At 63.9% G+C, this 23,450-nt stretch carries 21 protein-coding genes, 1 tRNA gene and 1 pseudogene; 10 read left to right on the top strand and 13 right to left on the bottom strand.

The window, feature by feature from the left end; translation table 11 throughout:
- The first annotated feature begins 41 nt into the window (after positions 1 to 41).
- Positions 42 to 791, top strand: a complete 750-nt coding sequence (locus VDP79_RS02470; RefSeq protein ID WP_323016654.1) for a sulfite exporter TauE/SafE family protein — start codon at positions 42 to 44, stop codon at positions 789 to 791.
- Here the strand turns inward: VDP79_RS02470 and queC are convergent.
- A complete protein-coding gene (queC, locus tag VDP79_RS02465; RefSeq protein ID WP_323016653.1) occupies positions 772 to 1,509 on the bottom strand; it encodes a 7-cyano-7-deazaguanine synthase QueC in 738 nt (245 codons plus the stop codon). The genes VDP79_RS02470 and queC overlap by 20 nt on opposite strands.
- Positions 1,506 to 2,177, bottom strand: coding sequence for a 7-cyano-7-deazaguanine/7-aminomethyl-7-deazaguanine transporter (locus VDP79_RS02460; RefSeq protein ID WP_323016652.1), 672 nt, complete (start codon positions 2,175 to 2,177; stop codon positions 1,506 to 1,508). Before VDP79_RS02460 ends, queC begins: the two co-directional genes overlap by 4 nt.
- A 154-nt stretch (positions 2,178 to 2,331) precedes the next feature.
- Here VDP79_RS02460 and VDP79_RS02455 point away from each other — a divergent pair, with 154 nt between their 5' ends.
- Positions 2,332 to 3,174, top strand: a complete 843-nt coding sequence (locus VDP79_RS02455; protein ID WP_323016651.1) for a PhzF family phenazine biosynthesis protein — start codon at positions 2,332 to 2,334, stop codon at positions 3,172 to 3,174.
- Positions 3,175 to 3,208: 34 nt separating this feature from the next.
- Here the strand turns inward: VDP79_RS02455 and VDP79_RS02450 are convergent, their stop codons facing one another.
- The 4 genes from VDP79_RS02450 to VDP79_RS02435 form a co-directional block, all read right to left on the bottom strand.
- The gene (locus VDP79_RS02450; RefSeq protein WP_323016650.1) at positions 3,209 to 3,835 is read right to left on the bottom strand and encodes a hypothetical protein; all 627 of its coding nucleotides are present in this window, start codon (positions 3,833 to 3,835) and stop codon (positions 3,209 to 3,211) included.
- Positions 3,836 to 3,999: 164 nt separating this feature from the next.
- Positions 4,000 to 4,569, bottom strand: a complete 570-nt coding sequence (locus VDP79_RS02445; protein ID WP_323016649.1) for a YceI family protein — start codon at positions 4,567 to 4,569, stop codon at positions 4,000 to 4,002.
- A 48-nt stretch (positions 4,570 to 4,617) separates the two neighbouring features.
- On the bottom strand, positions 4,618 to 5,190 hold the full coding sequence (locus tag VDP79_RS02440; protein ID WP_323016648.1) for a YceI family protein: 573 nt from the start codon (positions 5,188 to 5,190) through the stop codon (positions 4,618 to 4,620).
- A 45-nt stretch (positions 5,191 to 5,235) separates the two neighbouring features.
- On the bottom strand, positions 5,236 to 5,775 hold the full coding sequence (locus VDP79_RS02435; protein ID WP_323016647.1) for a cytochrome b: 540 nt from the start codon (positions 5,773 to 5,775) through the stop codon (positions 5,236 to 5,238).
- Between the two features lie 146 nt (positions 5,776 to 5,921).
- On the opposite strand from VDP79_RS02435, the gene VDP79_RS02430 reads away from it, so the two are divergent.
- On the top strand, positions 5,922 to 6,839 hold the full coding sequence (locus VDP79_RS02430) for a LysR family transcriptional regulator (protein ID WP_323016646.1): 918 nt from the start codon (positions 5,922 to 5,924) through the stop codon (positions 6,837 to 6,839).
- A 57-nt stretch (positions 6,840 to 6,896) separates the two neighbouring features.
- Here the strand turns inward: VDP79_RS02430 and VDP79_RS02425 are convergent, their stop codons facing one another.
- Positions 6,897 to 7,874 (bottom strand): response regulator transcription factor, encoded by a 978-nt coding sequence (locus VDP79_RS02425; RefSeq protein ID WP_323016645.1) that lies wholly within the window; start codon positions 7,872 to 7,874, stop codon positions 6,897 to 6,899.
- Between the two features lie 761 nt (positions 7,875 to 8,635).
- Positions 8,636 to 8,711: transfer RNA gene (locus VDP79_RS02420), tRNA-Gly, on the bottom strand.
- Positions 8,712 to 8,947: 236 nt separating this feature from the next.
- Between VDP79_RS02420 and murB the strand changes: the two genes are divergently transcribed.
- Positions 8,948 to 9,955 carry a UDP-N-acetylmuramate dehydrogenase gene (gene murB / locus VDP79_RS02415; RefSeq protein WP_323017000.1) on the top strand — a complete coding sequence of 336 codons (1,008 nt, stop codon included), beginning with the start codon at positions 8,948 to 8,950 and terminating at the stop codon, positions 9,953 to 9,955.
- Positions 9,956 to 9,967: 12 nt separating this feature from the next.
- Here the strand turns inward: murB and dapB are convergent, their stop codons facing one another.
- Together dapB and VDP79_RS02405 are read right to left on the bottom strand one after the other, a co-directional pair.
- A complete protein-coding gene (gene dapB / locus VDP79_RS02410; protein ID WP_323016644.1) occupies positions 9,968 to 10,759 on the bottom strand; it encodes a 4-hydroxy-tetrahydrodipicolinate reductase in 792 nt (263 codons plus the stop codon).
- Between the two features lie 53 nt (positions 10,760 to 10,812).
- Positions 10,813 to 11,139: pseudogene (locus tag VDP79_RS02405) on the bottom strand (outer membrane protein assembly factor BamE); the annotation flags it as partial.
- Positions 11,140 to 11,334: 195 nt separating this feature from the next.
- On the opposite strand from VDP79_RS02405, the gene fur reads away from it, so the two are divergent.
- Positions 11,335 to 11,757, top strand: a complete 423-nt coding sequence (gene fur / locus VDP79_RS02400; protein WP_323016643.1) for a ferric iron uptake transcriptional regulator — start codon at positions 11,335 to 11,337, stop codon at positions 11,755 to 11,757.
- A gap of 62 nt (positions 11,758 to 11,819) precedes the next feature.
- Here the strand turns inward: fur and recN are convergent, their stop codons facing one another.
- A complete protein-coding gene (recN, locus tag VDP79_RS02395) occupies positions 11,820 to 13,481 on the bottom strand; it encodes a DNA repair protein RecN (protein WP_323016642.1) in 1,662 nt (553 codons plus the stop codon).
- A 5-nt stretch (positions 13,482 to 13,486) separates the two neighbouring features.
- The gene (locus VDP79_RS02390) at positions 13,487 to 14,398 is read right to left on the bottom strand and encodes an NAD kinase (protein WP_323016641.1); all 912 of its coding nucleotides are present in this window, start codon (positions 14,396 to 14,398) and stop codon (positions 13,487 to 13,489) included.
- Between the two features lie 119 nt (positions 14,399 to 14,517).
- On the opposite strand from VDP79_RS02390, the gene hrcA reads away from it, so the two are divergent.
- The 5 genes from hrcA (at position 14,518) to dnaJ (ending at position 20,615) form a co-directional block, all read left to right on the top strand.
- Positions 14,518 to 15,531 (top strand): heat-inducible transcriptional repressor HrcA, encoded by a 1,014-nt coding sequence (gene hrcA, locus VDP79_RS02385; RefSeq protein WP_323016640.1) that lies wholly within the window; start codon positions 14,518 to 14,520, stop codon positions 15,529 to 15,531.
- 61 nt (positions 15,532 to 15,592) lie between these two features.
- The gene (hemH, locus tag VDP79_RS02380; RefSeq protein WP_323016639.1) at positions 15,593 to 16,639 is read left to right on the top strand and encodes a ferrochelatase; all 1,047 of its coding nucleotides are present in this window, start codon (positions 15,593 to 15,595) and stop codon (positions 16,637 to 16,639) included.
- A gap of 128 nt (positions 16,640 to 16,767) precedes the next feature.
- Positions 16,768 to 17,343, top strand: coding sequence for a nucleotide exchange factor GrpE (gene grpE, locus VDP79_RS02375; RefSeq protein ID WP_323016638.1), 576 nt, complete (start codon positions 16,768 to 16,770; stop codon positions 17,341 to 17,343).
- A 78-nt stretch (positions 17,344 to 17,421) separates the two neighbouring features.
- Positions 17,422 to 19,344, top strand: coding sequence for a molecular chaperone DnaK (gene dnaK, locus VDP79_RS02370; protein ID WP_323016637.1), 1,923 nt, complete (start codon positions 17,422 to 17,424; stop codon positions 19,342 to 19,344).
- A gap of 140 nt (positions 19,345 to 19,484) precedes the next feature.
- Positions 19,485 to 20,615, top strand: coding sequence for a molecular chaperone DnaJ (gene dnaJ, locus VDP79_RS02365; protein ID WP_323016636.1), 1,131 nt, complete (start codon positions 19,485 to 19,487; stop codon positions 20,613 to 20,615).
- A 66-nt stretch (positions 20,616 to 20,681) separates the two neighbouring features.
- Here dnaJ and VDP79_RS02360 read toward each other — a convergent pair whose 3' ends face one another.
- Positions 20,682 to 23,444: a pitrilysin family protein gene (locus VDP79_RS02360; protein WP_323016635.1), complete on the bottom strand. Its 2,763-nt coding sequence runs from the start codon at positions 23,442 to 23,444 to the stop codon at positions 20,682 to 20,684.
- Between the last annotated feature and the right edge of the window lie 6 nt (positions 23,445 to 23,450).

Here is a 23,450-nt window from a genome sequence, read left to right as displayed (position 1 = left end):
AGCCAGAGGCGCAGGCGTCTTGATGAGGGGGTTCGGCGGGTATGGATAGCTTGATGCTGGTGGCTGGCGCGGGCGCGCTGGCCGGTGCGATGAATGCGCTGGCGGGCGGCGGTTCGTTCGTCAGCCTGCCGGCGCTGATTGCGGCGGGCGTGCCGCCGGTCTTGGCCAATACCTCCAGCACGGTAGCGCTGTACCCCGGCAGCGCGGCCAGCGCCTGGGCGTATCGCGACAGCCTGGGCGGCGTAGGCGACGTGCCCTTGCGCAAGCTGTTTTTCGTCACGCTGATGGGGGGCAGCGCTGGAGCGCTGCTGCTGTTGCTGACGTCGTCGCGGGCGTTTGATTTCGTCTTGCCCTGGTTGCTGTTGGTGGCGACGCTGGCCCTGGGGTTCGGCCGCAGGGTCGGCGAGTGGGTGCGGGCGCATTGCCAAGTGCATCCGGCTATCGTGATGGTGCTGCAGTTCGGCCTGGGGATCTATGGCGGCTATTTCGGCGGCGCAGTCGGCATCATGATGGTGGCGGTCTGGGGACTGCTGGGCGCGCATGATCTGAAACGCATGAGCGGACCGCGGGTGTTGATGGTGACGGTGGCCAACACCATGGCGGTCATCATCTTCATCAGCGCCGGCGCCGTGCAATGGCGGGAGACAGCCGTGATGCTGGTGACCGCCAGTCTGGGCGGCTATCTGGGGGCCTTGCTGGGCAAGCGGATTCCGGCGCCGATCATCCGCGGCGGCACGCTGGCCCTGACCGTCTTCATTACCGTGACGTTCTTTATCCGGGCGTACGGTTGACGGAGCGGCGCGTCAGCCATTGTTGGTAGCCCTGCGCCCGCAGCAGGCAGGCGGGGCATTGGCCGCAGCCGTAGCCCCAGGCGTGCAAGGTGTCGCGCTGGTTCAGGTAGCAGGTATGGGTGTCCGTGCGCACCAGTTCCACCAGCGCTGCGCCGCCCAGTTGCTGCGCCAGTTCCCAGGTATCCGCCTTGTCCAGCCACATCAGCGGGGTTTCCAGGGTCAGCGGGCGGTCTATCCCCAGGCTGAGCGCCACTTGCAGCGCCTTGAGAGTATTGTCGCGACAGTCCGGGTAGCCGGAATAATCAGTCTGCGACATGCCGCCCACCAGTACATCCAGCCCGCGCCGGTACGCCAGTGCGGCGGCCAGGGTAAAGAACAGCAGATTGCGGCCCGGCACGAATGTATTGGGCAGGCCATCGGCTTGTGTGGCGATAGCCACATCGTCGGTCATGGCTGAAGCGCCTAGCTGTTTCAGCACAGTCATGTCCAGCAGATGGTCTTCGCCCAGGCGGGTCGACCAGTCGGGATGCAGCGTCTGGAAGCGATCACGCAGCGTGGCCCGGCAGCTCAGTTCCGCGCTGTGGCGCTGACCATAATCGAATCCCAGGGTCTCGACGTGAGCGAAATGCGTCAGCGCCCAAGCCAGGCAGGTAGTGGAATCCTGTCCTCCTGAAAACAGGACCAGGGCCCGGCGCCGGGACTGTCCTGTCGCGGTCATGCCGGGGATGCCTGGGCAGCGGTGCGCCGTTGCATGGCGCGGATGATGGCGTTCAGGGCGACGCCGTAGAGCGGCACGAACAGCAGCAGGCTGACGATCAGTTTGATGGCATAGTCCACCAGCGCGATTTCGATCCAGTGCTCCGCCATGAAAGGGTTGCTGCTATGCCAGAAGGCAATGCCAAAGAAGGCGATGGTGTCCAGCGCCTGCCCAAGCACGGCGGATGCCGACGGCGCCACCCACCACGGCATATTGCTGCGGCGGATGCGGTCGAATACCTGCACGTCCAGCAGCTGACCCAGGACGTAGGCGGCAAAGCTGGCGAAAGCGATGCGGAACACAAAGGTATCGAACGCACCCAGGGTATCCAGCCCGTTGAAGCGGCCTTCGTGGAACAAAACCGATACGACGTACGAGGCGATCAGGGCCGGCGCCATGACGCGGGCGATCACCTGGCGCGCCTGGGTCTTGCCGATCAAGCGGACGGTCAGGTCCGTGGCCAGAAAGATAAAGGGAAAGCTGAAGGCGCCCCAGGTGCTGTGAAAACCCAGCAGGGTGATGGGTAACTGCACCAGATAGTTGCTGGCGATGATGATGGCGACGTGAAAGCCGACCAACAGGGCCAGGCAGGCGGGAACCCGCGAGGGCGGGACGAGCAAGGGTGTCATGACGGACCTTTTTAGTGAATGGGGTGAGGGAACCCATGAATGAATAGCAGGCGGGATTATACCTGGGGCGTCGCATGCGTTTTGCCGCGCGGCCATCCAGCGGCTGCCGTATTGGTGCGAGAATACCTCCTCTCGTGTGGATGAGCGCCTGATCATGCCGGTCTTCGATTTCAAGCAAGTGGATGTTTTTTCCAGTGAGCCCCTGAAAGGCAACCCGCTGGCCGTGGTCATTGCCGCCGATGGGCTGGCCGATGCGCAAATGGCCGCATTCGCCAATTGGACCAATCTGAGCGAAACGATTTTTCTGCTGCATCCTACGACGCCGCAGGCGGATTACCGCGTGCGCATCTTCACTCCGCACGGCGAGCTGCCCTTTGCGGGGCATCCCACGCTGGGCGCCTGCGCCGTTTGGCTGGCCAGCGGGGGCGTGGCGCGCAGCGACACGATCACCCAGGAATGCCAGGCGGGTCTGATCACGCTGCGCCGCGATGGGGCGCAAGTGGCGTTTGCCGCGCCGCCCCTGGTGCGGTCCGGCCCGGTCGAATCGGCATTGGCGCCGCGCCTTGCCGCAGGGTTGGGGGTGGATGTCAGTGACATCCTGGCGGCGCAATGGGTGGACAACGGTCCTGGCTGGTTGGCCGTCTTGTTGGGAACGCGCCGACAGGTGCTGGCACTGAGGCCTGATCCGGCGGCGCTCGGCGATCTCAAGCTGGGCGTGGTCGCCCCTTGGGATCCCGTGGCGGACGGCGCCGAGGCGCAATTCGAGGTCCGCGCCTTTGTGCCGGGCCTGGGCATTCCCGAAGACCCGGTGACGGGCAGCCTGAATGCCGGTCTGGCTCAGTGGCTGATCGGCAGCGGGCAGGCGCCTGCCGTCTATGTGGCGTCTCAAGGCACGGCGCTGGGGCGGGCAGGGCGCGTGCATGTCCGGCAGTCGGGTGCGGATATCTGGATCGGGGGCGAGGTCGTGAGCTGTATCGAGGGGCGGGTGACGTTGTAGCGGGTGCGGCGATCTGGCAGCGTGGCGCCGCGGCCTATTGTGCGTCGCCGTTTTGCAGCCATCGCAGATAGGCTGCGCGAGTTTCGGCGGACACGGCTTCCAGTGCTTTCTGGTGCTGGACCTGATGCCGTAGCATCAGCCGTGCGTCAGCTACCGCGCGGGACTTGCAGAACCAATGGCAGCTGTGCTGAAACAGGTACAGCTCCGCCGACAGGTGATAGGCGCGGTCTTTGGGGGTCCAGCAGTCTTTGTTGTCCACGACGCGGCGCAGGCCGGCGGCATGGATATGCAGCAGGGTGCGGAAGTCCCGCGTCGATGCCGGTAGAAACTGTTCGATGTGGGGTACGCAAAACGGCAGCACGCCCATACGGGTAGCCTGGGTGTTTTCCTGCTGCATGGCGTCGGCCAGCGACTGGATTTGCGTCGCGACGGCGCGTTCGGTGGGGGCAAAGGTATCCAGCACCTGCAGCTGGCGGGCCTCGTCTTTTTCGTGGATGGCGCGGGTGTAGCCCTGTGTCAGGGTTTCCATGTGGCGCTCCAGCTGCAAGCTGGCCAGGTGGCGTCCCAATAAAGCAATATGGGTGCGCTGGTAACGCAGGCACAGCAAGCGCCATGTGACGACGATTGCCAGCAGGATCAGGACAAAATCCATGGTTTGCATTCTCTTATCGTTTGGATCAGACGACAGGCGCTGGCGCCGCATCAGGCCGGTATCTTGCACAGGCCTGTCGGGCGCCTGCCGCTGGCGACGATCATAACGAATTTGCGAGCGTGCGGTCCGGCGCATCCCCACAGGGGGATGCGCCGTCAACAGCATGGGGTGGCTTATTCGGCGATGGCTTCGAGCGCGATATCCAGCGTGACGTCGTCGCCCACGCCGGGCGCGAACTTGCCGGCGTTGAATTCACTGCGCTTGATGACGGCGGTGGCATTGGCGCCGATGGCGTCCTTTTTCAGCATGGGATGTGCGCCGTTGAAAAACGAGGTCACCGTCAGCGTGATGGGCTTGGTGATGCCCTTGATCGTCAGATCGCCCTCGATGCTGACCGGTGTGTCGCCGTCAAACTTGACCTGGGTGGACTTGAAGGTAGCCGTGGGATAGGTGGCGGTATCCAGGAAGTCGGCGCCTTGGATGTGGCCGTCGAAGACCTGGAAACCCGTATCGATCGAGGTCATGTCGATGGTCACGTCGACGTGGGCCTGCTTGGCCGCCTTGTCCAGTACGACGGCGCCCGTGGTTTTGTTGAAACGCAGAATTTGCTTGGACAAGCCCATGTGGTTATAGGAGAACCGCGGGAAAGAATGGGTCTGGTCCAGTACGTAGGTTTGGGGGGCGGCCAGGGCCTGGCCCGCGAACAGGGAAGCGAATGCTGCTGCGATAAGGATTTTTTTCATGATAGTCCTGTATGTGTAATCAGTAAGGGGATGGGATCGGGTCGCTGTTTATGGATTGGCGACAAGGTGAAATTGGATCTGGATGTCATTGGCCACGATGCCGAAGTCTTTCCATTGGCCTTCGCCGATGGCAAAGTCGGCGCGCTGAAAGGTGAAGGCGCCTTCAAAGATGCCGGCGTCGCCGTCCTGCCGGAAGGTGAAGGGCGCCGTGATTTCCTGGCTATTGCCTTTGATCGACAGCGTGCCGGTGACTTGGTAGTGCGATCCGTCGATGGCTTCGACCTTGCTGGACTGGAAGGTCGCCAGCGGGTGCGCCGCCAGGTTCAGCCATTCGTCCTTTGCCAATTCCGCATTGGCTTCTGCATAGCCGGCGTCGATGCCGGCCAAGGCGATTTCGATGGTGACCTTGGCCTTGGCGGGGCGCTCGGGGTCAAAGGTGAGCTCGGTCGCTTTGATGTTGCCGAAACGGCCGTCCATATTGACGCTCATCTGGCTGTAGCCAAACGAGACGCGGCTTGCGTCGGCATTCAGCGACGTATAGTCCGCTGCGCCGGCGCTGCCCAGCGTGCCCAGGCCCAGGATGGCGGCGAGAGCAAAGGAGCGCAGTAAAGAAGTCTTCATGAGGTTTCCTGGACGTCTGAGTGATAGGGCGGGGGGAGTGTGTGCTTACGCTTTGCCGGCAAAGGGCAGCATGTGCGACAGCACGGCGTCTTTCTGGATGAAGTGGTGCTGCAGCGCTGCGCCCACATGTCCGATGACGGCGACGAGCAGGGTGTAATTGAGCGTCACGTGCGTGGTTTTCAGCAGCGCGCCCAGAGCGGCATCCTTGGCCACCAGATCGGGCAGCGGCAGCACGCCGAACCACACCACCTGGAAGCCTTGTGCCGAGCTCATCAGCCAGCCGCTGAGCGGTATCGCCAGCATCAGGCCGTACAGCAGCCAGTGCCCCGCATGGGCGGCCATTCTGGTGATCGGCCCCATGGTCAGAGGCAGTTCGGGTGCGCGGTGGCTGAGACGCCACGCCAGGCGCGCCACGATCAAGACCAGCAACGTCACGCCTGCCCATTTGTGCCAGGAATACAGCTTCAGCTTGTCGGGTGATAAAGGCAGGTCCTGCATATAGAAACCGAGCGCAAAAACGCCGATCAGGCCCACGGCGATCAGCCAGTGCAGGAATATCGCGGTACCGGTATAGCGTTGATTCATCTGGGGTTCCGGAAAGGATGGGAACGAACGGCGCTTGAAAAGGGCTGACCATTCAATCAGCGGTTCATTCTATTGAAAATAAACGTGCAGAAAAATACGCTTTTTGATCTATGATATTTCCATATATGGAACAATAAGAGGTCAGCATGACGATGATCACCCTGCACGCGAATGACTTGATCCTGTTCGCCCATATCGTGGAGGCAGGCAGTTTTACGCGTGCATCCAATCAAACCGGCTTGCCCAAATCGACGCTGTCGCGTCGGCTCAGCAGCCTGGAAAACGCATTTGGCGAGCGGCTTTTGCAGCGCAGTACGCGTCGGCTGGTGCTGACGGAATTCGGCGAAAGGATGCTGGAATACGCCCGCCGGCTGATGGAAGAGACCGAGGCAGCTGCTGCGCTGGCGCAGCACCGGCAGATGACCCCGCACGGCACGCTGCGCGTGTCGCTGCCGCCGGAATTCCACGAGTTGTTCATCATTCGTGTCTTGACGGAATTTTCGCAGCAGTATCCTGATGTGCGACTGGAACTGGATCTGTCGGCGCGGCGCGTGGATCTGATTGCCGAGCGCTTCGATGTAGCCGTGCGGATTGCCACCCATCTGCCGGATGATAGTTCGTTGGTTGCACGCCGCCTTACCACGCTATACAGCGGCCTGTACGCAAGCCCGGCATACCTGACGCGTCACGGCACGCCCCAGGCGCCCGATGATCTGTTCGATCACGTCGGATTGGCGCTGCTTAGCAGCGGAGGCGAGCAACGGCCATGGCGCTTGTCGCGCGGCGCCGAAATCTGGGAAGGGTTGCCGCTGCGCGATCTGCGCGCAAATTCTGTTGGCTTGCAGCAGGCCTTGTCCATGCAGGGCCTGGGTATTGTCGGCCTGTCGGACAGTTTTACAGAGAACCTGGTGAAGCTAGGCCTCCTGGCGCGTGTATTGCCGGAATGGAGTTTGCCGCCCATGACGGTCTGGTGCGTCACGCCGGGCAGGCGTCTTTTGCCGCAGAGAACCATTGCCTTCATCGAGACTCTGAAGGTGGTGCTGGGTGATGATGTTCAGGCCTAGGCAGGTGATCAGTGCCTTGGTGTGAGTGCGCCGGGATGATGACGCAGGCGGCGGTCACTAGCTGAATAGATTGTGTTTCATGCTGAAGGCGATGAGATCTTGGCTGCTGTGAACATCGAGCTTGCGCATGGCGGCCGTTTTCTGTGTGCTGATGGTCTTGATGCTGCGGTTCAGCTGCACCGCGATATCGCTGATGGAAGCCCCGCACACAAACAGCCGCACGACCTCGAATTCCCGTGGGCTCAGAGAGGCCAGGCGTTCCTGAATAGAGCTTTCAAGCCGGGTTTTCAGGGCGTCTTGCCTGAAGCCTTGGGGATAATAGTTCACGCGCTGGCGGAGTTGTTTCAGCGCGATAAGCACTTCGGATAAATCGTCCTGCTTGAGCACGACGGCCTGAACGCCCGCATCGTACAGGGATGAAATGATCATGGGATTCGAGATCATGGTCAGGACGACGAGCTTGACGTCGGGGAAATGCCGCCTCAGGTAGGTGATCAAGCGGATGCCGTCGTTGTATTGATCGTCGCCGGGCATCGAGTAGTCCGTGATGACGACGTCGGGCGGCGATTTTTCCAGCAGCTGGACCAGCTCGGAAGGTGTATTTGCCGTCGCTTCGACGAGCAGATTGAGGTCCTGCGACAGGAGTTCGCGGATACCCATGAGAATCAGTGGATGATCGTCTGCGATCACAATGCGCAGTTTTTGAAGAGAGGGCATGCTGGTTCCATGGTGAATGGCCGGGTGCTGCGCCGGGGTTTGACGCGCAGAGTCAGCGTTCGTTCCCCGCAGAGGCGGGAGGTTCCTGCGTAATTTTGGAACGTTTCGTGAGGCCTGTACAGCTGTAATGACTGAATCGGCCCGGAACCTCACACCCGACCCCGGGCACATACCGCCACCCCAGCCGACCCACCCCGCCGTGGCCATGTTGCCGCGCGTTTGGGGACAGCCCGAGCCGACGGCGCCCCGCGGCGCCGCCCGCCGCGCCGCGGCGCCGCCAGCCGCGGCCGGCCCCCCGGCGGCGACTTCGCCGCCCACCCTTTCGCCCTCGCCCTCCGCCGACCACCCCCCACCCGCCCCCCACCCCCCCGCCCCGCACCCGCGCCGCCGCACGCACCGGCCCCCCCGCGCCCGGCCCCACCCCCCCCCCCGGTACGCCCACGCCCCCCCCCCCTCGCCCCGCCCCCCCGCCCACCCCCCCCCCCGCGCCCTTTCCCCCTCTGCCCAGCCCACGCGCCCGCCCCCCCCCGCCCCCCCCCCCCCCACCCCCGCCCCCCCCCCCCCCCCCCCCCCCCCCCCCCCCACACGCCCCCCCGCGCCCCGCGGGCCGGCCCCACCCCCCCGCAGGGCGGCCCCGCCGCCCCACAGGCCGTTGCGTTCTCCCCTTGGGTCCGTAGCCGGATGCCGTCGTCGGGCGGCGGCAATACAACGATCAAACGCCCCCCCCCCCCCCCCCCCCCCCCCCCCCCCCCCCCCCCCCCCCCCCCCCCCCCCCCCCCCCCCCCCCCCCCCCCCCCCCCCCCCCCCCGCCCCCCCCCCCCCCCCCCCCCCCCCCCCCCCCCCCCCCCCCCCCCCCCCCCCCCCCCCCCCCCCCCCCCCCCCCCCCCCCCCCCCCCCCCCCCCGCCCCCCCCCCCCCCCCCCCCCCCCCCCCCCGCCCCCCCCCCCCCCCCCCCCCCCCCCCCCCCCCCCCCGCCCCCCCTCCCCCCCCCCCCCCCCCCCCCCCCCCCCCCCCCCCCCCCCACAAAAAGGCCCAAACCTGAAGTTCGGCCTTTTTTCAATCCTTGTGCAAGACAAATCTTGGAGCGGGAAACGAGTCTCGAACTCGCGACCTCAACCTTGGCAAGGTTGCGCTCTACCAACTGAGCTATTCCCGCGTTACTGATCTAATCAGCTAAGCCATGCATTGTATGTCGCATTTTTTTGTCTGTCAAACCGCTGGCGGTTCCTGTCAGGCTGGCAGGCCACTGTTTTCAAGCGCCGCGCCGATGCGAAATCAAGCAGGAGCCGAACTATACGGCATGGATTGCGAGTGTGTCAAATCGGCTGGCATACGCTGTATGCTTACGCCTTTGTCTCTCTTTGCACTGGCCACGCCGGTGCCGCTGTCATCATGCCGCTTGTCTTCACCGATCAATCTCTGCAGCAGTGCAATACGCTGGGTTTGCCTGCGCGGGCCCAGGCGGCTGTGCTGGACGATGAGGCCGCCATCCCAGGGCTATGCCGGGAACAAGGCGCGCCGATCTTCATCCTGGGGGGCGGCAGCAACGTGGTGATGCAGGCGCAGCCGCAGCATTGCGTGCTGCGGGTCGCTCTGCGAGGCATCCGCTTGTGGCAGGAAACCGCGGACCACTGGATTGTCGAAGCGGCGGCAGGCGAGTCCTGGCATGGTTTTGTGACCCACTGCCTGGATCAAGGGTGGCCGGGGCTGGAAAACCTGGCGCTGATTCCCGGGACGGTCGGGGCTGCGCCAGTGCAGAACATCGGCGCCTACGGGCTGGAACTCGACCAGCGTCTGCATTCGGTCGTGGCCTGGGATCTACGAGAGGGGCGCGAGCAGACCTTGCCGCCATCCGCTTGCGGCTTTGCCTACCGCGACAGCGTCTTCAAGCGTGCTGGGGCCGGGCGTTGGCTGATCGTGCGGGTGCGCTTTGCGCTGCCCAAGGTCTGGACGCCGCGCCTGGATTATCCGGATGTGCGGGATCATCCTGTGCTGCAAGACGGTGCGCTGACGCCCCATCAGGTCTACGAGGCGGTATGCGATATTCGCCGCCGCAAGCTGCCTGACCCGGCAGTGCTGGGCAACGCCGGCAGTTTTTTCAAAAACCCGGTGCTCGATGCTGCTCAGGCGGACGGCCTGAAGCAGCGTTTTCCCGGTCTGCGCGTCTATCCCCAGCCCGATGGCCGGGTCAAGCTGGCGGCAGGCTGGCTGATCGAACAGGCCGGCTGGAAGGGCCGCCGCTTGGGGCCGGTGGGCATGCATGAGCGCCAGGCCCTGGTGCTGGTCAATCATGGCGGTGCGCAGGCGGCAGACGTCCACGCCTTGGCGCGGGCGGTTCAGCAGGCGGTGCAGGACCGGTTTGGCGTGGCTCTGGAGCAGGAGCCCGTCGTCCTCGACTGAAGCCGAGCGCAATCAGCTGGCCAGCACATCCTGCATGTCGAACAGACCGAATTCCTTGCGCGCCAGATAGCGGGCCGCCCTCAGGCTGCCTTGGGCGTAGGTGACCCGGCTGCTGGATCGGTGGGTGATTTCGATGCGTTCGCCCGTACCGCAGAAGTACACGGTATGGTCGCCGACGATATCGCCCCCGCGCACGACGGAAAAGCCGATGCGGCCGGTCTCGCGGGCGCCGGTATGGCCGTGGCGCGCCCAGTCGGCGACATCGTCCAGTTGCACACCCCAGGCGTGGGCGACGGCTTCGCCCATGGCCAGGGCGGTGCCCGACGGCGCGTCGACCTTGTTGCGGTGGTGGGCTTCGAAGACTTCCGCGTCATAGCCGCTGTTCAGCAGCCGGGCGGCCATATCCAGCAGTTTCAGGGTGGCGTTGACGCCGACGCTCATGTTGGGAGCGAAGACGATGGCGGTTTTCTGGGCTGCCGCGCGGATGGCCTGCTTGCCCGGCACGTCAAAGCCGGTAGTGCCGATGACGCATTTCACGCCATGGGCGGCGCAGATGTCCAGGTGGGCTAGTGTGCCTTCCGGGCGGGTGAAGTCGATCAGGCAGTCCGCCTGAGCCAGGGCCTGCAGATCGTCGGTGATCAGCACTCCGGTGGAGACGCCTAGAAAACCGCCTGCGTCTTGACCCAGGCTATCGCTGCCTGGACGGTCCAGGGCGACGGCGAGCGTCAGGTCTGCAGATTCGACGACGGCCTGGATGAGCATGCGGCCCATGCGGCCTGAAGATCCGGCAATGGCGATCCGCATGGTCATTCTGCCTTGTCGGCGGATGGTACGGCTTCTTTGCCGCTGTCGGTTTTCTGGAAGGGCTGGCGGTCGGGCTGATCGTCACCGGCCCAGCGTTCCAGCTGGTCGTTTTTGAACCACACCGTAAATTTGCGCAGTTCGTCCTTGCCGTATCCCGGTTGGTTGTAATAGGGGTAGTCCCAGCGGTCGGCGTGGAACGCATCCTGCAGGGTGGGGGTGCCCAGCACAAAGCGGACCTGATCGCGGGTCATGCCGACTTCCAGCTGTGAGACCTGTTCGGTGGTGATCCAGTTGCCTTGCTGGATCGTAGCCCGATAGGGAAAGCCCCAGTTGGTCGAGCCGCAGCCGGCCAGGCCGATGGTCAGCAGGCCTGTTGCCAGGCAGACGTTCAGTCTGCGGGAAAAATGACTAGCTCGGATACGCACAAATGCCCCCGTGATCGATGGCCGGCCTGCAGATCGCGGCCGCTAAAACCGCTATCATAAAGGGAATTCGGATTGATGCATGCGCAAGGGCGGGCTTCCCGGCCAGCGGGCCGACTTGCTTTCTTTGGCCGGACTCAGGATACTTGAATCATGAATGACCAGATTGAGCTCAAAAATATGGGACTGAAGGCGACTTTTCCGCGCCTGAAGATCCTTGACGTCTTCCGCAAAGCGGAGACCCGCCACCATAGCGCCGAGGACGTCTACCGCGCCCTGATCGCCGAAGACGTGGACATCGGCCTGGCGACTGTCTACCGGGTGTTGACCCAGTTCGAGCAGGCCGGCATCTTGTTGCGCAGCCAGTTCGATGGCGGCAAGGCCGTCTTCGAACTGAACGACGGCGATCATCACGATCACCTGATCTGTACCAATTGTGGTCGCGTGGTCGAATTTTCCGATCCTGAAATCGAAAGACGTCAGCATCGCATCGCCAAGGAAAACGGCTTCACGCTGGAAAGCCACAACATGATGCTCTACGGCATCTGCCCCAAATGTTCGGCAGGCAAAAAATAAAACAGGGCGTATAACACAAGGACACGGCAGGCCGGTGCGATCTTCGCCCGGCCTGTTTGTCATCAGGCCGCGTGTTGGCCTGACGACATCCTTAGCATTTCCTGGGCATGTTCGCGGGTGGCCGCTGTCATCTTCAGCCCGCCCAGCATGCGGGCGATTTCCTCGATCCGTGCGGGCGCGTCCAGCGTCTGGATGGTGGATAGCGTGCGCTGGTCGCGGGTTGTTTTGCTGACCTGGAAATGGTTGCGGGCGCAGGCGGCAACCTGGGGCAGGTGGGTGACGCACAGCACCTGGTGGCGTTGCCCCAGTTCACGTAGCAAGCGTCCCACGACTTCTGCCACGGCGCCCCCGATGCCGGTGTCCACCTCGTCGAAAATCAGGGTCGGCACCCGCGCCGCCTGGCTGGCGATGACCGACAGGGCCAGGGAAATGCGCGCCAGTTCACCGCCCGAGGCGACGCGGGACAAAGGCCGCGGCGCCACTCCGGCATGGCCGGCGACCAGGAATTCCACGGTTTCCAGGCCGTGCGCCGATGGTTTGCAGGCGGCCAGGGATACCTGCAGGGAACCGCCTTCCATGGACAGGCTTTGCATGGCGGTCGTGACCTGCTCGGCCAGTCGCTGCGCGGTCACGCTGCGCGCCGCGCTGAGCGTCTGGGCGATGGTCTGATAGCGTGCCTGGGCCTGGTCGCAGGTCTGGGTCAGCGCCTGCAGGTCCTGGCCGGCGGCGGCCTGCTGCAACTGAGCGCGCAGGGATTCATGCAGTTCACACAAGGCGTCGGGTTCGACGTGAAAGCGCCGGGCGGTCGTGAACATCTGGCTCATGCGGGCGTCGGCCTGGTTCAGGGCGTCCGGATCCAGTTCCAGGCGGTCGGCATAGGCATTCAACTCTGACACGGTTTCCGCGCACAGGATGCGGGCGGATTCCAGCGTCTGGCAGTGTGCTTCCAGGCGAGGGTCGTGACGGGTCAGGGACTGCAAGGTCTGCAAGGCGGCGTGCAGGGCGGCGGCTACCGATCCGGATTCGCCGTCCAGGGCCTCGATGGCCTGCCCGGCGCCTGCCAGCAGGGCCTGGGCATGGGCCAGGCGGGATTGCCGGGTGCAGAGCTCCGGCCATTCATCAGCAACCGGGGCCAGTTCGTCCAGCAGGGCCAGGTCCTGTTGCAGGCGGTCGATCACCTGTGCCCGACCGGCCGCGTCGTCGCGGGCGGCATCCAGCGCCGCTTGGGCATGGCGCCATTCAGACCAGGCTTCTGACAGCGCCTGGGCCTGATCTGCATGACCACCCTGGGTGTCCAGGATGTCTCGTTGGCTGGCCGGCTGCAACAGGCTTTGGTGGGCATGCTGGCCGTGGATGTCCACCAGCAGCGCGCCAAGATCGCGCAGTTGCGTCAGCGTGGCGGGCAGGCCGTTGATATAGGCCTTGCTGCGGCCCTGGCTGTCGATGACCCGGCGCAAGATTAGTTCCGGGCCTTCGATGGTCTGTTCGTCCAGCCAGGCTGCGGCGAATGGGGGGGCTTCGAAGACCGCGCTGATGTCTGCCCGAGGGGCGCCTTCGCGCACCAGCGCGGCGTCGCCGCGCCCGCCCAGCGCCAGCGACAGCGCATCGATCAGGATCGATTTGCCAGCGCCGGTCTCGCCGGAAAACACCGTGAAGCCGGACTCGAAGCTGATGTCGGCGCGGTCGACGATGACGAAGTCAAGGATGTGCAGGGTGCGCAGCATAGGCTTCAGAGAGAATTTTCGTCGGGATCGTCCCAGGGATGCAGCATGCGGTTCCAGTTCAGTTTGCTGCGCAAGGTGGAAAAGTAGCTATAGCCCTGGGGGTGCAGAAAGCGCACCCGGTGCGGACTGCGGCGCACGTCGATGCGGTCGCCTTCCTGGCAATTGGACAAGGCCTGCATATCGAAGTGCACGCTGGCGCCGGATTCCACGCGGCCCAGGGCGCGGATCGTGATGTCCAGCAGGGAGTCTTCCGGCAAGGTGATGGGGCGGTTCGACAAGGTCTGAGGCGCCACCGGGACCAGCACCAGGGCCTGGACCTGCGGGTGCAGGATAGGGCCGCCCGCCGACAGGGAATAGGCGGTGGACCCGGTGGGCGTGGCGATGATCAGGCCGTCGGCCCGCTGGCTGTGCATGAACACGCCATTGCATTCCACGCGCAGTTCGATCATGCCGCCGCGCCCGGCGCGGTTGATGATGACGTCGTTCAAGGCCAGGCCCGATGCCATCAGCTGGTCGCCGCGCATGACGCGGCCTTCCAGCAGGATCCGTTCGTCTTGCACGTAGGCGCCGTTCAGGATGCGGGTGATGGCTTCGTCGGCGCTGCCCAGGGGGATATCCGTGATGAAACCCAGGCGGCCATGGTTGATGCCGATCAGGGCCACGTCGGAAGTGGCCAGCTCACGCGCCGCCGCCAGCATGGTGCCGTCACCGCCCATGATGATGGCCAGATCGGCCTGCTTGCCGATGTCTTCGTACGAAGCCAGGGGGAAGTCCTGCACGCCCGTATTGCGGCCGGTCTGGGCCTCGATCAGCACGGTGCAGCCGGCGGCCCGCAGCACGGCGCCCAGCCGCAGCAAGGGCGCATCCAGTCCGCTGTCCTGGTAGCGGCCAATGAGGGCTACGGTCTTGAAGTGCATGGAAGCCGGTCCTTCGCGCGTTTAATGGAATAATAAGGAGTATCCGATTATAGGGGGATGCGTGCGCTGTGCCGCTATCGGCGTGCCGCACTTGTCTCGCACAATGGGTGAAACAGGACATGGATGATCGAGCCAAGGCATTGCTCAAGGCGCTGGTGGAACGCTATATCGCGGACGGCCAGCCTGTGGGGTCGCGCACCTTGTCGAAAGTATTCGACTTGTCGCCGGCGACGATCCGCAATGTCATGGCCGACCTGGAAGACCTGGGTTTGATCCACAGCCCGCATACCTCGGCCGGTCGCATCCCGACCCCGCAGGGTTACCGCATGTTCGTCGATACCTTGTTGACCGTGCGGCCCTACGACTTCCGACCCGATGTGCAGATCGCCGACTATCTGCCGGCGGCCGAGCCCGGTCGCGCCGTGATGGCGGCGGCCACGCTGCTGTCCAATCTGTCCCAGTTTGCGGGGGTGGTGCTGACCCCCAAGCGCACCCAGGTCTTTCGCCACATTGAATTCATCCGCCTGTCGGACAAGCGCGTCCTGCTGATCATCGTCACCCCGAACGGCGACGTACAGAATCGCATCCTGTTCGTGCCGCGCGAATATACGGAAATCGAACTGCTGGAAGCCTCCAATTTCTTCAATCGGCAGTTTTCGGGCCGCTCCTTTCACGAAGTCCGCATTGCGTTGACCGCCGATCTGGCGACTTTGCGCACGGACATTTCCCGCTTGATGCAGCAGGCCGTGGACGCCGGCATCGGCGGACCCGACACGGTCGACGAGGCGGTCGTGATCTCCGGCGAAGGCAAACTGCTGGAAATCTCCGAAATGACCGCCGATATGGACAGGCTACGCCGCCTGTTTGCGCTGTTCGAGCAGAAAACTGATCTGCTGCATCTGCTGGATGTCTCCAGCCATGCCCAGGGGGTGCAGATCTACATCGGCGGGGATTCCCGCCTGATGCCCCTGGAAGATGTTTCCGTCATTACTGCGCCGTACGGGGTGGATGGCGAGGTCATCGGCACGCTGGGGGTCATCGGCCCCACGCGGATGGCCTACGAACGGGTCATTCCGATTGTGGACATCACGGCCCGCATGTTGTCCAATGCGCTGGGCCAGGCGGCGTCATGACGCGTCGCGGTTGCGCCAGCCGGCGTTTTTTTGCATTCCTTTGTCTCATGTCCTGTCGACCATGACCCGTTTTCTCTCTGCTGCACCGGACCCCCAGGCGCTGGATGCGGATGCGCCCGGCGTGGGTCGCGGCCCTCTGGGCGTTTTGCTGATCAATCTGGGAACGCCGGACGCTCCGACTCCCGCTGCCGTGCGCCGCTACCTGCGGGAATTCCTGTCGGATCCGCGCGTGGTGGAACTGCCGGGGTGGCTATGGCAGGTGATCCTGCGCCTGTTCGTCCTGACCCGGCGCCCGGCGGCGATTGCGCCCAAATATGCCGACATCTGGCTGGACCGCGGCTCGCCCCTGCTGGTGTACAGCCAGGATCTGGCGCACGGCGTACAAGATGCCCTGGATGGGCAGGGGCTGGATGTCCGGGTGGAATTGGCCATGCGCTATGGCCAGCCGTCCCTGAGCGACGCCATCGACCGCCTGCGGGCCGCCGGCTGTGGACGCATTCTGGCGGCGCCCCTGTACCCGCAATATGCCGCCAGCACCACGGCGACGGCCGTGGATGCGGTCAATGCGCATCTGGCGCGCTTGCGGCATCAGCCTACGGTGCGCTTCCTGGATCGCTTTCACCGCGATCCTGTCTATATCGACACGCTGGCCGGGTCGATTCAAGCGCATTGGGCGCAGGCCGGGCAGGCCGAGCGTCTGCTGCTCAGTTTTCATGGCCTGCCGCAGTCCTGTGTGCGCCAGGGCGATCCGTATTTTCGTGACTGCATGCAGACAGCCGCCGCCTTGCGCGAGCGCCTGGGGGCGGACGGCGCCCGCTTGCACGTCAGCTTCCAGAGCCGTTTCGGGGCCGCTCCCTGGCTGCAGCCTTATACCCAGGCGACGCTGGAGTCCTGGGCGCGCGAAGGCGTGGCGTCGGTGGATGTCGCGTGTCCGGGATTCACCGCTGACTGTCTGGAAACCCTGGAAGAGATCAATCTGGGTTGCCGCCATGCCTTTCTGGCCGCTGGGGGACGGGAATTTCGCTATATCCCCTGTCTGAATGCGCAGCCGGACTGGGTGCAAGGGTTTGCCGGCCTGTTGGCCCGCAATCTGGCCGGGTGGACGTGACGCTGCTGCGATCTGCTGGGTGGCGGGTTCGGGTCGACCCGGTTCGATTGAAACCGCCCTCTTGATATTCCCGGTTTTTCCCTCATCTATCGTTTTATTCGTCTATTTCTGTTTTTGGAGAATTCACCATGCCGGCACCCCAGGAAGACTTGGACCCCAAGGCTGCTGCTGCGCCCCAGGGTTCGGCCGAAGCCCCTGATGCCCCCGCGACCCCATCGGCCGATGTTCCTGAGCAGCCCGGCGAGGATCTGGCTGCCTTGCTGGCCGAAGCCCAGGCGAAAGTCGCCGAATATCACGATCAGTTGCTGCGGGCGCATGCCGAAGTCGAAAACGTGCGCCGTCGCGCCCAGGATGATGTGGCCAAGGCGCGGAAATTCGGCACGGAATCCTTTGCCGAAAGCCTGATTCCCGTGCGCGACAGCCTGGAAGCCGCTCTGGCCCTGGAAGACCAGACGGCGGAAGACTGGCAAAAGGGCGTGGAATCCACTCTGCGCCAGATCAATAATGCCTTTGAGCGCAATCAAATGCGTGAAATCGCGCCGCAGCCGGGCGAGGCCTTCGATCCGCACCGGCATCAGGCGATTTCCAATGTGCCTTCGGAACATCCGCAAGGTTCGGTGGCCCAGATGTTGCAAAAGGGCTACCTGATCGCCGACCGGGTGCTGCGTCCGGCGTTGGTCATGGTGTCAGCCGGCCAGTCTTGAAATCGGCGGGGATAGCCCCACATCAGAAACATCGGCGGACAAGGCCCGCCCCTCATTCAAATATCGACAGGATCAAACATGAGCAAGATCATCGGGATCGACCTGGGTACGACCAACAGCTGTGTCGCTGTGCTGGACGGATCAAAGGTCCAGATCATTGAAAACTCGGAAGGCACCCGCACCACACCGTCCATCGTCGCCTACATGCAGGATGGCGAAGTCCTGGTCGGCGCGCCGGCCAAGCGCCAAGCCGTCACCAATCCGACGAATACCGTCTTCGCGGTCAAACGTCTGATCGGCCGCAAATTCGACGAAAAGGCCGTGCAAAAGGACATCGACCTGATGCCCTACAAGATCCTCAAGGCCGACAACGGCGACGCCTGGGTCGAAGCGCAGGACAAGAAAATGGCCCCGCCGCAAGTGTCGGCCGACATTCTGCGCAAGATGAAAAAGACCGCCGAAGACTATCTGGGCGAGGAAGTCACCGAAGCCGTGATCACGGTGCCGGCGTATTTCAACGACAGCCAGCGTCAGGCGACCAAGGACGCCGGGCGCATCGCCGGCCTGGAAGTCAAGCGTATCATCAACGAGCCGACCGCGGCTGCCCTGGCCTTTGGTCTGGACAAGGCCGAACGCGGCGACCGCAAGATCGTGGTCTATGACCTGGGCGGCGGCACGTTCGACGTGTCCATCATCGAAATCGCCGATGTCGACGGTGAAAAGCAATTTGAAGTCCTGTCCACCAACGGGGATACCTTCCTGGGCGGCGAAGACTTCGATCTGCGCATCATCAACTACATCATCGATGAGTTCAAAAAGGAATCCGGCGCCGACCTGTCCAAGGACGTGTTGGCCATGCAGCGCCTGAAAGAAGCCGCTGAAAAGGCCAAGATCGAACTGTCCTCCACGCAGCAGACCGAAATCAACCTGCCGTACATCACGGCGGATGCTTCCGGTCCCAAGCACCTGAACCTGAAGATCACGCGCTCCAAGCTGGAAGCCCTGGTCGAGGAACTGATCGAGCGCACGATCGAACCCTGCCGCATCGCCATCAAGGACGCCGGCATCAAAGTGTCCGAGATCGACGACGTGATTCTGGTGGGCGGGATGACCCGCATGCCCAAGGTCCAGGACAAGGTCAAGGAATTCTTCGGCCGCGATCCGCGCAAGGACGTGAACCCCGACGAAGCCGTGGCTGCTGGCGCCGCGATTCAGGGTTCCGTGCTGTCGGGCGACCGTAAAGACGTGCTGCTGCTGGACGTGACCCCCCTGTCCCTGGGGATCGAAACCCTGGGCGGCGTCATGACCAAGATGATCAAGAAGAACACCACCATCCCGACGCGGTTCTCGCAGGTGTTCTCGACGGCCGACGACAATCAGCCAGCCGTGACCATCAAGGTGTTCCAGGGCGAACGCGAAGTCGCCGCCGGCAACAAGGCGCTGGGCGAATTCAACCTGGAAGGCATTCCGCCCGCCGCACGCGGCTTGCCGCAGATCGAGGTCACGTTCGACATCGACGCCAACGGCATCCTGCACGTGTCGGCCAAGGACAAGGGCACCGGCAAGGAGAACAAGATCACGATCAAGGCCAGCTCCGGGCTGACCGAGGACGAGATCGAGCGCATGGTCAAGGATGCCGAGGCGAACGCGGAGGAAGACCACCGTGTCGCCGAGCTGGCCCTGGCCCGCAACCAGGCCGATGGCCTGGTGCATGCCACGCGCAAGTCCTTGACCGAATACGGTGATAAGCTCGACGCATCCGAAAAGGACGCCATCGAAGCCGCCATCAAGGAACTGGAAGAAGCCGCCAAGGGTGACGACAAGGCCGCCATCGACGCCAAGGTCGAGGCCCTGTCCACGGCTTCCCAGAAGCTGGGCGAAAAGATGTACGCCGACATGCAGGCCAAGGCCGCTGCCGAGGGCGCCGCCGCCGCTGACGGCGCCCAGCCGGCGGACGACAATGTCGTCGACGCCGACTTCAAGGAAGTGAAGCGCGACTGATCGCCGATCACCGGCTGCCGGCCTGTCCCTCGGGATGGCCGGCAGCCGGCTCGGTGATCCGCCTGCCGCTGCCCGGTTCCGGTTTTTTGCCGGTCCGGGCGCATGTCCTTCAATCAGCAGTGCAAACGTAATCGATACCAATGGCAAAACGCGATTTCTACGAAGTCCTCGGGGTGGCCAAGAATGCCTCGGATGACGATATCCGCAAGGCCTACCGCAAGCTGGCGATGAAATATCATCCGGACCGCAATCCGGACAGCAAGGAAGCCGAGGATAAATTCAAAGAGGCCAAAGAGGCCTACGAGATGTTGTCCGATGCAGAAAAGCGGGGGGCCTACGACCGCTTCGGCCATGCGGGAGTGGATCCCAATGCCGCCGGTGGCGCCGGCATGGGCGGCGCCGGCGGGTTCGCCGATGCCTTCGGGGATATCTTCGGCGAGATTTTCGGCGGTGCGGCCGGTCGCCGGGGTGGCGCCGGGCCGCAGGTCTATCGCGGCGCGGATCTGAAATACAACCTGGAAATCAGCCTGGAGCAGGCGGCCAACGGCTTTGATACCGAAATCCGCATCCCCAGCTGGGAAACCTGCGACACCTGCCACGGTTCGGGCGCCAAACCTGGAACGGTGCCGCATACCTGCAGCACATGCGGGGGCAGCGGCGCCGTACGCATGCAGCAGGGCTTTTTCAGCGTGCAGCAGACGTGTCCGGCCTGCCATGGCAGTGGCAAGGAAATCGCCAACCCCTGCGCGGATTGCGAAGGCGTGGGGCGAATCCGCAAGAACAAGACCCTGCAGGTCAAGATCCCGGCCGGGATCGACGACGGCATGCGCATCCGTTCGTCAGGCAATGGCGAACCGGGCGTCAATGGCGGGCCGTCGGGTGATCTGTTCGTGGAAATCCGTATCAAGCCGCATGGCATCTTCCAGCGCGATGGCGAGGATCTGCATTGTGAATTGACCATCCCCTTCACCAGAGCGGCGCTGGGCGGCTCACTAGAGGTCCCGACTTTGGCCGGGCGCGGGGAAATCACCATCCCCGAAGGCACGCAGACCGGCAAGACGTTCCGCCTGCGCGGCAAGGGCATCAAGGGCATCCGCTCCAGCTATCCGGGCGATCTGTATTGCCATGTGGCGGTAGAAACTCCCGTGCGCCTGAACGACGAACAAAAGGCCTTGCTGCGCCAGTTCGAAACCTCGCTCAGCACCGGCGGCGACCGCCATTCGCCCAAGAGCGAATCCTGGACAGACAAGGTCAAGAACTTCTTTTCCTGATCCGTTTCAGATCTTGCCCGGGCCCCGCGCCTCCTGTTCCGGGAGCGCGGGGTTTTTCGTTTGCCCTTAGGGCAGGGCAGCGGGATCGGCCGCCACGGCGATGCTGAAGTCCTCGGGTTTCAGCAGCTCGCGCATGGCGGTATTCACCTGTTCGGCCGTCAGGGCCTGCCACTGTTCGATCAGACGCTGCTGCCAGGCGAAGCTGCGGTCAGTGTCCAGATAGTCCAGCCAATGGCCGGCCAGCCAGCTGTCGTCGGATCGGCCCAGTTTCAGGTAGTTGATCTGGGATTTGACGCCCTGGTCCACTTCGGCCTGGGTGAAACCGGTCTTGAGCGTGCTGTCCAGCGTCTTGCGCATGGCGTCTTGCAGCACGCCGGCGTTTTGCGAGGCCATGGTGGCGAACAGCATCCAGTTGCCGGCTGGCTCCCAGGATGACGCCTGCAGATGGCTGCCCACGGTATAGGACAGGCCGCCCTTGACGCGGATCGCCTGCCACAGGCGGGAATCTTCGGATCCGCCCAACAGGTAGTTGGCCAGCGTCAGCGCCGGCCAGCGCGGATCGGTGTCCTGCAGCTTCAGGGGCAGAGAGGCCAGGTAGTTGGCGTTGGCCTTGCCAGGGGCTGGGATATTGAAGGTTTCAGGGGTGACGGCGTACCAGGGTTCTGCAATCCGTTCGTAGGCAGGCGCCTGTTGCCAGCCGGCCAGGCCTTCGCGCAGGCTGTATTCGACGGTCTGAGGATCGAAATCGCCGACGATGGACAACAGGATGTCGCCCGCACCGTAGAAGCGGTCGTGGAATTGTTTCAGGGCAGCCGGGGTCAAGGCCGAGGTCGCTTTCAGCAGTTCCTGCGTCGTTGGGGTGTAGCGGATGTCATCCGGTTCCCAGGGCTGGTCCTGACGCTGCAAGGTGTTGCGCACCAGATAGGCGGGGCTGGAAGCCGAGTCTTCGAGATTCGTCATCAGGCCGTGCTGGATTTCCGTCAGCTCAGAGGCCGGGAATGTCGGTTGGCGCAGCAGGCGGAAGGTCAAGGCCAGCAGATCAGGCAAATGGGTGCGGGAACTGCGCAGGGCCACCGTCAGCGTATTGCCGGCGCTGCTGAAGGACAGATCGGAGTCCAGGGCATTGAGCTGATCTTCGATCTGTTGGCGGGACAGCCCTTCGGACCCGCGCAGCAGCATGGCCGCCGTGACCGATGGCGTCAGGCCCAGTTTGCGCATCTGCTCAGCGGTTCCAGAACGCAGGCGCAGGTAGGCGTGAACCTGCTCGCCGGGGGTTGCCTTGGGCAGCAGGGCCAGTGAAACCCGGCCGTTGGGCAGCATCAGGGTGCTGCGCTGAGTATCCGTATCGATGGCCTGCGGATCGGTATCAAAGCTGGCGACCGCCGGACGAGGCGTACCGGTCTGCAACTTGGACACCCAGGGCTTCAGATCGGCTGCTGGCGCGGCAGGGGCGTAGCGCGGATCGGGCGTCGGCAGATACAGGCCGCTGGTGCGGTTGCTGGGCAGCAGCCAGTGATGCAGCTGGCTGCGGATGTCATCCAGCGTCAGCGCGCGGATGCGCATCGGCTCGATGAAGAACAGACGCCAATCGCCGTTCGAGACCGCATCGGACAGGGCATCGGCCAGGCTGGCGGGTTGGTTGTAGATCTGTTTCCATCGGTTCAGCCAGGCGGTGCGGCTGCGATCCAGTGCGGCTTGGTCCAGCTGATCGATACCGCCGGATTCCAGGGTATCGGTCAGCAGGTCCAGCACCGTCTGCGGATCGGCTTCTGATTGCGGTTGCGCGCCAAACACCACATGGCCGGGCTGCTTCATGGCACTGGCGAAGCCAAAGATACTGCTGGCTTTGCCGGTCTGGACCAGGGCTCGGTAGAGCGGGCCAGACGGGCTGTCCGCCAGCATGTCCGTCCCCAGGGACAGGGCCGTGTAGGCATCGCTGCCTGCCTCGGGGAAATGATATTGGGCGATGACGATAGGGCTGCCGCCGATGCGGCGCAGCGTGACGGCGCGCGCGCCCTGCTGGATGGGTTCCACCGTGTATTCCGGCGGCAGCGCGCGTGCCGGTCGCGCAATGGGGCTGAAGTCGCGGACGATCCAGCGCAGCGCCTGCGCGGGATCGAAACGCCCGGTGACGATCAGCACGGCATTGTCCGGCTGGTAGTAGCGGTGATAAAAGGCCCGCAGCTGAGCAATATCGACGTTTTCGACATCGGATCGGGCGCCGATCACACTGCGGCCGTAGGGATGCCAGACATAGGCGGCGGCATTGGTCTGTTGCAGCAGCATGCCAAAGGGACTGTTTTCGCCGCGTTCCATTTCATTGCGCACCACCGGCATTTCTGCGTCCAGGTCGGCGCGGCTGATGCGAGCGTTCAGCATGGCGTCTGCCTGCCAGGACAGGTACCACTGCAAAGTATCCGGATTGCTGGCGAAGGTTGCGTAATAGTTGGTCAGGTCCGTGGTGGTGGACCCGTTGGCTGCCAACCCGCGCCGCGAAAATTCAGCCAGCGCGTCCGGGTGTGAGGGACTGCCGCGAAACAGCAGATGTTCCAGCAGGTGCGCCATGCCGGTTTCGCCTGACCCTTCGTTGCGCGAACCGACGCGGTAGCTCATGTTCACCGTGGTCTGGGCGCGGGAGTCGTCCGGCGCCAGCAGCACGGTCAGGCCGTTTTTCAGGCGGTATTCGGTCACGCCTTCGATCATGACGACCTGCTGGACACTGGCGGTCAGGGCGTGCTTGGCGGCTTTGCCGTTTGATGCGGCGGCAGACAGCCCCGGCAGCAGGGCGAGGCCCAGTGTGAGCAGGGTGGAGATCAGGGGGAAGCGCATGGTCGG

This window comes from Castellaniella sp. (assembly GCF_034675905.1).
Classification (GTDB): Bacteria; Pseudomonadota; Gammaproteobacteria; order Burkholderiales; family Burkholderiaceae_B; genus Castellaniella.
This window is presented reverse-complemented; position numbering and strand designations above follow the sequence as displayed.